General features: G+C 66.4%; 9 protein-coding genes. 3 read left to right on the top strand and 6 right to left on the bottom strand.

All coding sequences use genetic code 11. The features are described from left to right. Window positions 1-36: 36 nt before the first annotated feature. The 3 genes from FIV02_RS15945 to FIV02_RS15935 all read left to right on the top strand — a co-directional run bounded on the left by FIV02_RS15945 (window position 37) and on the right by FIV02_RS15935 (window position 5,079). Window positions 37-1,407 (top strand): DUF1329 domain-containing protein, encoded by a 1,371-nt coding sequence (locus FIV02_RS15945; protein WP_037056239.1) that lies wholly within the window; start codon window positions 37-39, stop codon window positions 1,405-1,407. Window positions 1,408-1,608: 201 nt separating this feature from the next. Beyond that, a complete protein-coding gene (locus FIV02_RS15940; RefSeq protein ID WP_371923176.1) occupies window positions 1,609-2,706 on the top strand; it encodes a WD40/YVTN/BNR-like repeat-containing protein in 1,098 nt (365 codons plus the stop codon). Window positions 2,707-2,724: 18 nt separating this feature from the next. Continuing rightward, entirely contained in the window at window positions 2,725-5,079 is a 2,355-nt protein-coding gene (locus FIV02_RS15935; RefSeq protein ID WP_037056234.1) for an RND family transporter, read from the top strand. Between the two features lie 363 nt (window positions 5,080-5,442). Here the strand turns inward: FIV02_RS15935 and FIV02_RS15930 are convergent, their stop codons facing one another. The 6 genes from FIV02_RS15930 to FIV02_RS15905 are packed head-to-tail and all read right to left on the bottom strand — an operon-like array spanning window position 5,443 to window position 12,223. After that, window positions 5,443-7,083 (bottom strand): BatD family protein, encoded by a 1,641-nt coding sequence (locus FIV02_RS15930; protein ID WP_152489170.1) that lies wholly within the window; start codon window positions 7,081-7,083, stop codon window positions 5,443-5,445. Further along, the gene (locus tag FIV02_RS15925; protein WP_152489169.1) at window positions 7,080-8,825 is read right to left on the bottom strand and encodes a VWA domain-containing protein; all 1,746 of its coding nucleotides are present in this window, start codon (window positions 8,823-8,825) and stop codon (window positions 7,080-7,082) included. The genes FIV02_RS15930 and FIV02_RS15925 overlap by 4 nt, the downstream gene beginning before the upstream one ends. Next, window positions 8,822-9,820, bottom strand: coding sequence for a VWA domain-containing protein (locus tag FIV02_RS15920; protein WP_152489168.1), 999 nt, complete (start codon window positions 9,818-9,820; stop codon window positions 8,822-8,824). The genes FIV02_RS15925 and FIV02_RS15920 overlap by 4 nt, the downstream gene beginning before the upstream one ends. Then, window positions 9,813-10,307 (bottom strand): DUF4381 domain-containing protein, encoded by a 495-nt coding sequence (locus tag FIV02_RS15915; protein WP_152489167.1) that lies wholly within the window; start codon window positions 10,305-10,307, stop codon window positions 9,813-9,815. The genes FIV02_RS15920 and FIV02_RS15915 overlap by 8 nt, the downstream gene beginning before the upstream one ends. Beyond that, window positions 10,304-11,263, bottom strand: a complete 960-nt coding sequence (locus FIV02_RS15910; protein ID WP_037056219.1) for a DUF58 domain-containing protein — start codon at window positions 11,261-11,263, stop codon at window positions 10,304-10,306. The genes FIV02_RS15915 and FIV02_RS15910 overlap by 4 nt, the downstream gene beginning before the upstream one ends. Beyond that, window positions 11,264-12,223: a MoxR family ATPase gene (locus FIV02_RS15905; RefSeq protein WP_037056217.1), complete on the bottom strand. Its 960-nt coding sequence runs from the start codon at window positions 12,221-12,223 to the stop codon at window positions 11,264-11,266. Window positions 12,224-12,391 lie beyond the last annotated feature (168 nt).

Raw genomic sequence — 12,391 nt, 5'->3', positions numbered from 1 at the left:
TGGGCGCCCGGCCAGACTCTTCACGGAGAATTACCCATGCTGAACAAGCACAGGCTGATGGCCGTAGCCGTTGCGCTGGCGTTTTCCGCCGGCTCTGCACTGGCTGCCGTTTCCCCGCAGGAAGCTGCCAAACTCGGCGACACCCTGACGCCCTTCGGTGCCGAGAAAGCCGGCAATGCCGCCGGCACCATCCCGGCCTGGACCGGTGGTATCACCAAGGCACCGGCCGGCTACACCCGCTCGGGCCAGCATCACGTCGACCCGTTCCCCGAAGACAAGCCGCTGTTCACCATCACCGCGGCCAACCTGAGCCAGTACGAGGCCAACCTGACGCCGGGTCAGATCGCCATGTTCAAGGCCTACCCGGAAACCTACCAGATGCCGGTCTACCAGACCCGTCGCTCCGGCTCGGCGCCGCAGTGGGTCTATGACAACACCGTCAAGAACGCTACCAGCGCCAAGCTGGTCGACGGCGGCAACGGCTTCTCCGATGCCTATGGCGGCATCCCGTTCCCGATTCCGCAGAACGGCGTGGAAGCGCTGTGGAACCACATCGCCCGTTATCGTGGTACCTACATCGTGCGTCGTGCCTCGGAAGTGGCGGTACAGCGCAATGGTGCCTACTCGCTGGTGACCTCGCAGCAGGAGGCCATGTTCAAGTACTACGTGCAGAACGGCTCCTTCGCCGACCTGAACAACATCATGTTCTACTACCTGTCCTTCACCACCAGCCCGGCGCGTCTGGCCGGTGGTGCGGTGCTGGTTCACGAGACCCTGGATCAGGTCAAGGAACCGCGCCAGGCCTGGGGTTACAACGCCGGTCAGCGTCGCGTGCGTCGTGCGCCGAACCTGGCATACGACACGCCGATCGCTGCCGCCGATGGCCTGCGTACCGCCGACGATACCGACATGTTCAACGGTGCTCCGGATCGCTACGACTGGAAACTGGTGGGCAAGAAGGAAATCTACATCCCGTACAACAACTACAAGGTCACCAGCCCTGAGGTTAAGTACGAGGACCTGCTCAAGGTTGGTCACCTGAACCCGGCGCTGACCCGCAACGAACTGCACCGCGTCTGGGTGGTGGAAGGCACGCTGAAATCGGGCGCCCGCCACATCTACTCCAAGCGCACCCTGTTCCTCGACGAGGACAGCTGGCAGGCTGCAGTGGTCGATCAGTACGACGGCCGCGGTGAGCTGTGGCGCGTATCCATCGCCTACCTGAAGAACTACTACGACCTGCCGACCACCTGGTCTGCCCTGGACGTGTTCCACGATCTTCAGGCGCGCCGTTACCACGTACAGAACCTGGACAACGAAGAGAACAACACCATCGACTTCAGCCAGGCCATTCCGGACGACGGTTACTTCAAGCCGGCTGCGCTGCGTCGTCGCGGCACGCGATAATAGTCGTGTAGCCTTGCGCCAAGGCCGCTACAGTAGTAGCGGCCTTTTTCGTATCAGCTTCGCGAATAGGCTTCTATAACGCGGGTTCTGCCTTAACAAAACATAACGTCGCGCTAATTGTCAGGGCTTTCCTAAGCTCGCTAGGATGGGCGGCCTGCTATTGAGAGCAGTACCGCCTATAACAAGAAAGGGGGAAGGTATATGAGTGAGCCCGTCATGCGGCGCACCCAGTCCGGTCTGACGCCCACTACGGCGCACAAATCGGCGCTTCGTGTCCATTCGCCGCTGGCTAAAGCGCTCTCGCTGTGCAGTGTGCTTTCCGTTCTGGCTTTCACCGCCGTGCCTGCATACGCCGAGACGTCGTCGACAGCGGCGGAGGCCGGTTATGCCATCGAGTCCGCCAAGGCCGTACACAGCCTGCTGCAGGATGTCGTCAACACTGGCGAACGTCTGGTAGCCGTCGGCGACCGTGGCCACATTCTCCATTCCGAAGACCAGGGGCAGAGCTGGGAGCAGGCCAAGGTGCCGACCCGGCAGATGCTCACCTCGGTCTTCTTCGTCGATCCCAAGCACGGCTGGGCGGTCGGTCACGACGCGCAGATTCTCGTCACCAGCGACGGCGGTCTGACCTGGACCAAGCAGTTCGAAGACCTCGAGCGCGAGGCGCCGCTGCTGGATGTCTGGTTCAAGGACCTGCAGACCGGTTACGCGGTGGGCGCCTACGGTGCGCTGCTGGAAACCAGCGACGGCGGCAAGACCTGGGAAGACGTCAGCGATCGCCTCGACAACGAGGATGCCTATCACCTCAATGCCATCACCGCAGTGAAGGATTCCGGTCTGTTCATCGTCGGTGAACTGGGCCAGATGTTCCGTTCCGCCGACTGGGGGCAGACCTGGGAACGCATCGAAGAGCCGCCCTACGAGGGCTCGCTGTTCGGCGTGCTCGGTACCGACCAGAGTGGCACCTTGCTCGCCTACGGCCTGCGCGGCCACCTGTTCCGCTCCACCGATTTCGGTGACAGCTGGCAGCAGATCTCGCTGCACACCCCCAACAATGGCCCGCTGGAGTTCGGCCTGGCCGACGGTACGCTGCTCCGCGACGGCAGCATCGTGGTCGTGGGCCACGGCGGCACCGTGCTGCGCAGTACCGACCACGGGCAGAGCTTCAGCCTGATGAACCGTCCCGACCGCCTTTCGCTGGCCGGGGTGACTGCACTGGATAACGGCAACCTGATCCTGGTGGGGCAGGGCGGCGTTCACCTCGCCGCTTCGACCGGCGCCGATCTGGGCCAACAATAACAAGCCGGGAGCCTTTGCATGACCAAGCATCAACAAAAGCCTGCTTCTTATCTCGAGCGGCTGATCTTCAACAATCGCCCGGCGGTGATCCTGATCTGTCTGCTGATCAGCATCTTCCTGTTCTACCAGGCTGCCCAGGTGCGCCCGCAGACCAGCTTCGAGAAGATGATTCCGCTGGGCCATCCGTACATCCAGAAGATGCTCGAACACCGTAACGACCTGGCCAACCTGGGCAACACGGTGCGCATCTCGGTGGAAGCCACCGAAGGCGACATCTTCAGCAAGGAGTACATGGAGACGCTGCGGCAGATCCATGACGAGGCCTTCTACATCCCCGGCGTCGACCGTTCCGGCCTCAAGTCGCTGTGGAGCCCCAGCGTGCGCTGGACCGAAGTGACCGAGGAAGGCTTCGCCGGCGGCGAAGTGATTCCGCAGACCTACGACGGTTCCGCCGACAGCCTCGAGGAGTTGCGCAGCAACATCCTCAAGTCGGGGCAGATCGGTCGCCTGGTGGCGAACAACTTCAAGTCCAGCATCGTCGACATTCCTCTGCTCGAGTCCTATCCGGACCCAGCCGACCAGAGCAAGCTGATCAAGCTGGACTACCAGAAGTTCTCCCACGAGCTGGAAGAGAAGATTCGCGACAAGTACCAGGCGCAGAACCCCAATGTGCAGGTGCACATCATCGGTTTCGCCAAGAAGGTCGGTGACCTGATCGATGGCCTGGTCGGCGTGGCGCTGTTCTTCGCCGTCGCCATCGGCATCACCTTCGTTCTGCTGCTGTGGTTCACCCACTGCTTCAAGAGCACGTTGGCGGTAGTCATCACCACCTTGGTGGCGGTGATCTGGCAGCTTGGCCTGCTGCACACGCTGGGCTTCGGTCTGGACCCTTACTCGATGCTGGTGCCGTTCCTGGTGTTCGCCATCGGTATCTCGCACGGGGTGCAGAAGATCAACGGCATCGCCATGGCCTCCGGCGAGGCGACCGATGCGCTGTCCGCAGCGCGCATGGCCTTCCGTCAGCTGTTCATCCCCGGGCTGGTCGCGCTGCTCTCCGATGCCGTCGGCTTTGTGACCCTGCTGCTGATCGATATCGGCGTGATCCGCGAGCTGGCCATCGGTGCGTCCATGGGCGTGGCGGTGATCATCCTGACCAACCTGATCCTGCTGCCGGTGGTGATCTCCTACATCGGCATCGGCAACCGTGCCGTGAAGAAGAGCCGCGAGGAAGCCGCCAAGGACCATCCGCTGTGGCGCGCCATCTCCAATTTCGCGCACCCGATGGTGGCGCCGATTTCCGTGGTGATTGCCGTGGTGGCCCTGGCCGGTGGCGTCTGGTACGGGCAGAACCTGAAGATCGGTGACCTCGATCAGGGCGCGCCGGAGCTGCATCCGGATTCGCGCTACAACCTGGACAACGACTTCGTCATCCGCAACTACTCGACCAGCTCCGACGTGCTGGTGGTGATGATCAAGACCGCGACCGAGCGTTGCTCCACCTACGAAGCGCTGTCCGCCATGGACGAGTTGATGTGGAAGATGGAGAACACCCAGGGCGTGCAGTCGGCCATCTCCATGGTCACCGTGTCCAAGCAGGTGATCAAGGGCATGAACGAGGGCAACCTGAAATGGGAAACCCTGTCGCGTAACCAGGATGTGCTGAACAACTCCATCGCACGTGCCGAAGGCCTGTACAACGCCGACTGCTCGGTGGCGCCGGTACTGGTGTTCCTCGAGGACCACAAGGCCGAGACGCTGTCGCGGGTCATGGCTGCCGCCGAGGCGTTCTCCGCAGAGCACAGCACCGATGACCTGCAGGTCGTGCTGGCCGCCGGTAACGCCGGTATCGAGGCCGCCACCAACGAGGTGATCGCGGCTTCCGAGACCACCATGCTGATCGCGGTCTACGCGGCTGTGAGCATCATGTGCCTGCTGACCTTCCGCTCCCTGGCGGCGACGCTGTGCGTGATCCTGCCGCTGGTACTGACCTCGGTGCTGGGCAACGCGCTGATGGCCTTCATGGGCATCGGCGTGAAGGTCGCGACCCTGCCGGTGATCGCGCTGGGTGTCGGCATCGGTGTGGATTACGGTATCTACATCTACAGCCGCCTTGAGACCTACCTGCGTCAGGGCATGACGCTGCAGGAGGCCTACTACGAGACGCTCAAGTCGACGGGCAAGGCGGTGCTGTTCACCGGCGTCTGCCTGGCCATCGGCGTGGCCACCTGGATCTTCTCGGCGATCAAGTTCCAGGCCGACATGGGCCTGATGCTGACCTTCATGTTCCTCTGGAACATGATCGGCGCGATCTGGCTGCTGCCGGCGCTGGCGCGTTTCCTGATCAACCCGGAGAAGCTGCGCGGCAAGGCCTGATGCCTATAGCGCAGGACGAGAACCGCGGCCCCAGGGCCGCGGTTTTTTTATGCGTGTTGCATGAGGGGCGATATGGGCGCGGGCAGAGGGGCTTGGCTGGTGCCTGGGATCGCCCGCAAGCGGGCTCCTACGGAGTGGGTGGGCGGCAATGCGCGGGCCGCGCTCGGTTCCTGGGGCGTTGGCAGGTTGCGAATTGCCTTGCACGTTTTATCGCCTTGCCACTGCCGGCCGGTTTCGCTGTGCGGCGGGCCGTCGGCCTCATCGGGTGCATCCGTCAGCGGTACGTAACGCGCCGCCATGTCAGGGTTTACGCGAGGGATCGCCCGCAAGCGGGCGCCTGTGAAGTGTGTGCGGCTGCGCTTGCTAGCGCGGATACAGCGGCGGCAATGCGCTGCTGTCCTGCGGGGCTGCGCTCGGTTCCTGTGCCGCCGGCAGGTTGCGAATCGCCTTCCACAGCTCATCGCCTTGCCACTGCTGGCCGGTCTCGCTGTACAACGCGCCGTTGAGGCCATCGAGTGCGTCCGACAGCGGCACGTAACGCGCCGCCATGTCGGCCAGGGTTTCCGGTTGCTGTCGCGCCCAGGCATCGAGCGCATAACGGGTGGCCTGGGCGTCGCCCGCCTGGCAGGCGCGCTTGAGGTCGTCGAGCAGTGTGCGCGGGCTGGGGCCCGCCTGTGCGGCCCGCTGGATGGCCGGTTGGCTTCGGGCGCGCCACCATAGGGCGAAGCCGAGCAGGGTGCTCAGGCCGAGCAGCGCGCAGGCCAGTTGCCAGGGCCATAGCTCGGGCACCTCCTGTGGCTGTGCGACGGGCAGGTTCGCCGTGGGGGCGTCCTCGCCCTGCAGCTGAGGGTTCTCGGCCACCTGCAGGGTGCGTGCGGGCAGCGTCGTCCGCTCCAGGCTGTCGCTCTGGGTGTTCCACCACACCACTTCCAGCGCCGGTAGGGCGATGTCGCCGCTGCGGCTCGGCACCAGGGCCTCGCGTTCCTCGCGCGTACCGACCACGCCGCTCTCGCTCTTCTGGTCGCTCAGTTGCGGCTGGTCCGGGTAGCGGCGCAGGCCTTCGACCTGGGTGGCCGGCAGCGGCGGCAGCTGGGCGCTGGACAGGCCATCGACCTTGAGGATCAGGCGGCGGGTCAGCGAGTCGCCGACCTGGCTCTGTTCCGGCTGCGGGTTCCAGGTTTCCGCCAGGCCCAGCGCCCGTGCCGGCAGCCAGGGCGCATCGGCGGGATAGTCCGCCGGCTTGGCCTTGACCCGCAGGGGGATGTCCGGCGACTTGACCCGCGAGACCTTGCCCGCACGCGGGCCGAAGGGCAGGAAGTCATCGTTGCGCGAGCGGTCGACCAGGGTGGCGCTGAAGGTCTGCCCCGGAATCACCAGTTCGCCGCTGCGCTGCGGGTAGATGGCGTACTGCAGTTCGATCACGCCGTGGCGCACGCCGCCGATGCGCTTCTCGTAGGTGCGCGGCTCGCCCAGCTGTTCCACGCGCGCGTCCTGCATCTGCAGCGGCGTCAGGGTGCTGTCGTCGTACATGGACACCGAATGGTAGATGCGCAGCGTCAGCACGGCCTGTGCCTGCACGTAGACGCTGTCCTGATCGAGGCTGGCATCGATGTACACCGGGGCCAGCTTGGCGCTGCCGCTGGCGTCGCTGACCGCATCGACAGTGAGGGTGATGGGCAGGGTCTCGGCGTCTTCCAGGCGGATGGGCGGAATCACCACTTCGCCGCTGCGCCGGGGTTGCAGGGTGAGGATCCAGCGGGTGCTGGCGCGGGGCGTGTCGCCGATGCTGCTCAGGCGATTGACCTGGCGGCTGCCGAGGACTTCGAAGTTCTCGTCCAGCGGGCTGAAATCGGGCCGTCCGAAACGGGTCGGGTCGGTCGATTCGAGGGTCAGCACGACGGTTTCCCCCTCGCTCAGGCGCGTGCGGTCGACGCTGGCGAAGAAGGCATCGGCGCAGGCCTGGCCGCTTACCAGTAGAAGAAGCAGGAAGAGGAAGCGCTTCATCGGCTTGAGTCCTGACGCTGTTGCTGTTCATACCAGAATTTGCGCCGCAGCAGTTCGGCCGGGTCGTCCGGGATCTGCCGCAACCATTGTTCCAGGGCCTGGTGACGCTCTGCGGCGTCGCCCAGATCGCCCTCGGTGACGGCACCCTGGCCCGCGCTCGGCTCCGCCGGAGCGCCCGTGTCCGGCTGCGTGCCACCTGCGCCTGCATCCTGGGCATCGCCGTCGCTGCCACTGTCATCGCGGCTGCCGGATTGGCCGGGCTGCGCAGGCTGGCCTTCGGCGGGCTGAGCGCTTGCGTCCTCGTGCGGTTCGCCGGCGTCGCCCGAGGCGTCGTCCTGTTGCTGTGCAGACGCATCGCCGCCGTTCTGCTGCTGATCCTGGCGCTGGCGCAGCGCCTCTTCCACCAGCGCCTTGTTCTGTTGTGCTGCGGTCAGTTCCGGCTGGCGCTCCAGGGCCTGTTCATAGGCATCCAGCGCCGCTTCCAGTTCGCCGGACTTGGCCAGCGCGTTGCCGCGATTGTAGTGATCGGCGGCCGTGTCGCCCTGGGCGAAGCGCTCGGCGGCGGCGGCGTAGTCCTCGGCCTGGTACAGCGCGTTGCCTTGCCACTGCGGGTCGACGAAACGCTCCGCGGCCTCGGCCGGGCGCTGCGCCTGCAGCAGGCGCTGGCCTTGCTGGTCAGGGCGCAGCCACAGGTCGTCCAGTTCGAAGGCCTGGCTGCTCTGCGGCGGCAGCATCAGCAGCAGCGGCAGGCAGAACAGCCAGCCGCGACGCCCCGCGCAGGCCGCGAGCAACAGCAATGGCAGCAGCAGCCAGTAGCCCTGGTCGACATGGCTGTCGAGCTGCGTGGGCTCCTGTGCCGCCCGCAGTGCCTGGGGGGCGTCGAACAGGCCGAGGCGCCTGAGGTCGTCGTCATCCACCCGTATCTGGGCGTAGCGGCCGCCGTTGCTCTCCGCCGTTTCGCGCAGGCTGCGTGCATCCAGGCGGGGCACCAGGATGGCGCCGCGCTGATCCTTGAGGAAGCTGCCGTCTTCCTGCACCACCGGTGCACCTTCGCGGCTGCCGACGCCAAGGATCAGCAGCGGCACCGCACGTTTTTCCAGGGCCTGGCGGATGCCGCTGCGTTCCTGTTCATCCAGTGCGCTGCCGATCAGCAGGATGCGACCCTGGCCAAGCTGCGCCTGATCGAGCATCTGCAGGGCGCGCACCACCGCCAGGTCGGCACGGCGGCCGGGTTCGGGCATCAGCGACGGCTTGAGCGCCTCGAGCAGGTTGCGGCTGGTGGCCAGGTCATCGGACAGTGGCACCAGGCTGTGTGCGCTACCGGCGTAGACGATGATCGCCGTCTGCGCATCGCGCCGCGCCTCGAGCAGGTCGAGCAGCTTGCGCCGTGCCTGTTCCAGGCGATTGGGGTGGCCATCGCTGGCGAGCATCTGTGGGGTCAGCTCGAGCACCACCAGCAGCGGATCGGCCGGTTTCTGGTTGCTCTGCTCGACCCGCTGCCAACTGGGCCCCAGCAGTGCGCCGATGGCCAGCAACCAGGCCAGGCCCAGGGCCACCCAGGGCAGGCGGCTGGAGCGGCCGTCACCGCCCTTGAGCAGCACCTTATGAAAGGCGGCGGGAAGCAGCAGCTGCCAGCGGCCGCTGGCCCGTTCACGGTGCCACAGGCGCCACAGCAGCCAGGCCAGCAGGGGCAGCGGCAGCAGCCACAGCGGGCGCAGCCATTCCGGCCACAGCGCCATCATGCGCGCCTCCGCAGCTGGTCGGGCCACAGCACCTGGCCGACCAGCAGCAGCGACCCCAGCAGCGCCAGCGCCAGTGGCCAGGCGTACAGCGCCAGGGCAGGGCGGGCGAGAGTCGGTTGCTGGGCCACGGGCTCCAGGCGGTCGAGGCTGAGTTCGATCTGCTCCAGCTCGGCCTGGCTGCGTGCGCGGAAGTATTCGCCACCGGTGGCATCGACGATCGCGCGCAGGGTCGGTTCGTCCAGTTCGAGGCCACTGTTGAAGCCCAGCGCGCCAGCCAGGCCGTCTTGCTGAGGGTCAGCGCCGATGCCGATGGCATAGATGCGCACGCCTTCATCGGCGGCCAGTTGCGCGGCCACCAGCGGCTCGATGCTGCCGCCGTTGTTGGCTCCGTCGGTGATCAGCACCAATACGCGGCTCTGCGCCGGGCGCTGGCGCAGGCGCTTGACCGCCAGGCCGATGGCGTCGCCGATGGCGGTGTTCTTGCCGGCGATGCCGATCAGCGATTCTTCCAGCCAGGTGCGCACGGTGGTGCGGTCGAAGGTCAGCGGTGCCTGCAGGTAGGCCTGGCTGCCGAAGAGGATCAGGCCGACGCGGTCACCACGGCGGCCATCGATGAAGTCACCGAGCAGGCGTTTGACCAGCTCCAGGCGGCTGATTGGCTCGTCGTCCCATTGCATGTCGGCGTAATCCATCGAGCCGGACACATCCACCGCCAGCAGTAGGTCGCGGCCGCTGGCCGGCAACGGCAAGGGCTCGCCGACCCACTGCGGGCGCGCCGCCGCGCACAGCAGCAGGCACCAGAGCAGCACCAGCGGGGCCTGCTGGCGCCAGCTGGGCAGGGCGGCGCGGGCGCGGCGGCCGCTCAGGGCCTGCAGCTCGTCGAGGAAGCTGACGCGCAGCGCCGCATCGCCGCTATCGGCGGCCGGCAGCAGCAGGCGCAGCAGCCAGGGCAGCGGCGCCAGGAGGAAGACCCACGGCCAGGCGAACTCAAACATGCTTGCGAATCCACACGGCAATGGCCTGGTCGAGCTCGGCGATGGCCTTGTCGCTCAGCGTGCACTGCGGCTTGTAGCTGCCTTCGACCAGAATCATCCAGCGCGTCAGGCCGGCGGCCGGGCAGCGGTTGTCGAGGAACGCCAGCCAGGCGCGACTGCTCAGCACGTGGCTGCCACTGTCCGGATAGCGTTCGCGGCACAGCCGTTTCAGCAGGGCGTTGAGCTGTTGCAGCCAGGGGCCGGCCGGCGCTGCGTCGTAGGGTTTGCTCAGCCGCGCCAGTTCGTCCAGCGCGGCCTGGCGCAGCGGGTCCAGGTCGCTCTCGAGCTGCGCCCCGGGCGGACGCTGGCGCCAGCGCCGAAGCAGCTGCCAGAGTCCCCAGCCGAGCAGCGGCAGCAGGGCCGCCAGCAGCCACCAGCCCGGTGCGGGCGGCCACCAGGGCACGGGCGCCGGTTCGATCAGCGGCTGCAACTGGTCGATGGGGTTCATAGGGTTTTTCTCGGGTGCAGCGCGCCGAGCTGCTCCTGCAGCTGTTCGATCAGCTCGAACTGCGTGCTGAGCGGCAGCAGCGGTACGCCGAGCTTCTGCGCCAGGCGCTGCCAGCGTGCTTCACGCGCCTGGGCCTGGGCACGATAGGCCTGGCGCAGGTCGCCGTTGTGGCTGTCGACTTCCAGCTGCATGCCGCCCTGGGTGAAGCGCAGCAGGCCGGCAGCCGGCAGGGCATGATCCAGCGGGTCCGACATCGGCAGCAGGAGCAGGTCGGTATGCCGGGCGAGCAGGCTGAGTTGCTGCTCGGCGTTATCGCTCAGGGCGCGCTCGTCGCACAGCACGATCACCAGGCTGCCGGGGCGCAGCACTTCGCGGGCACGGCGCAGGGCCAGGCCGAAGTTGTCACGGGCGAGGTTGGCCTGGCTCTCGGGACCCAGCGCCTGGTTGGCGCGGGCCAGCAGGTTGAGCAATTGCAGCAGGCTCTGCTTGCTGCGCCTTGGCTTGACCTCATGGTGCTCGTCGTCGGCGAAGACCAGGCCGCCGATGCGGTCATTGTGACCGAGCGCGGCCCAGCCGATCAGCGCGGCCGCACGGGCGGCGAGTACCGACTTGAAGCACTGCCCGGAGCCGAAGAACAGGCGCTGGCTCTGTTCGGCGATGATGAAGATCGGCCGCTCGCGTTCTTCGTGGAACAGCTTGGTATGCGGTTCCTGGGTACGCGCGGTGACGCGCCAGTCGATGGTGCGCACGTCGTCGCCGGGCTGGTAGACGCGCACCTGGTCGAAGTCCACGCCGCGTCCGCGCAGCCGCGAATGGTGCAGGCCGGTGAGCGGGCTGCGCCGTGCGGGGGTGGAGAACAGCGGCACCTCATGCGCCTTGTGACGCATCTCGATCAGCTCGCCGAGATCGACCTGGATGCCCGCCTGCAGCTTGTGGCTTGCAGCTTGCGGCTGCATCTATGCCACCGCCACCACGTCGAGGATGCGCTGGATCACGCGGTCCTGGTCGACGCCCGAGGCTTCGGCCTCGAACGACAGGATGATGCGGTGGCGCAGCACGTCGAACAGCACTGCCTGGATGTCTTCCGGGCTGACGAAATCACGCCCGGCCAGCCAGGCGTGGGCGCGTGCGCAGCGGTCGAGGGCGATGGAGCCGCGCGGGCTGGCGCCGTAGGCGATCCAGTCGGCGAGCTCGGCGTCGAACTTGGCCGGGGTGCGGCTGGCCATGACCAGTTGCACCAGGTATTCCTCCACGGCATCGGCCATGTACAGGCCGAGGATTTCCTTGCGTGCGGAGAATATCGCCTGCTGGCTGACCCGGTGCTCCGGCTTGGCCTCGCCGTTGAGGGCGTCGCCGCGTGCCTGGGCGAGGATCTTGCGCTCGACCGCCGCGTCGGGAAAACCGATCTTCACGTGCATCAGGAAGCGGTCGAGCTGCGCTTCGGGCAACGGATAGGTGCCCTCCTGCTCGATCGGGTTCTGCGTGGCCATGACCAGGAACAGCGGCGACAGGTCGTAGGTGCTGCGTCCCACCGACACCTGGCGCTCGGCCATCGCCTCGAGCAGCGCCGACTGCACCTTGGCCGGTGCCCGGTTGATCTCGTCGGCCAGCACCAGGTTGTGGAAGATCGGCCCCTGCTGGAACACGAAGCTGCCGGTCTCCGGACGATAGATCTCGGTGCCGGTGATATCGGCCGGGAGCAGGTCAGGGGTGAACTGGATGCGGTGGAACTCGCCTTCGATGCCTTCGGCCAGTTCCTTGATCGCCTTGGTCTTGGCCAGGCCCGGTGCGCCCTCGACCAGCAGGTGGCCGTCGGCGAGCAGGGCGATCAGCAGGCGCTCGATGAGCTTCTCCTGGCCGAGGATCTGGGTGGAGAGAAATTGGCGTAACGCGACCAGCGCTTCACGGTGTTCCATCGTCGGGCTCTTCTGGCGGATGGGCAAGGCGCACTGCGACCTCGCGTGCAGACCGCCGACTTTAATGCATTTGCGCCTTCAGCCGCTATGCATCGCGCGGGTGATGCACCGCCTGGTGAAAGAAATGAGCGACGCATCGCCAGGCGCCAGGGCAGTCCATCACAGCAC

It is taken from the genome of Pseudomonas sp. THAF187a (assembly GCF_009363395.1).
In the GTDB taxonomy this organism is placed as follows: domain Bacteria; phylum Pseudomonadota; class Gammaproteobacteria; order Pseudomonadales; family Pseudomonadaceae; genus Aquipseudomonas; species Aquipseudomonas khazarica.
Note: the sequence above shows the minus strand (reverse complement) of the source record. Positions and strands in the feature narration are given on the sequence as shown.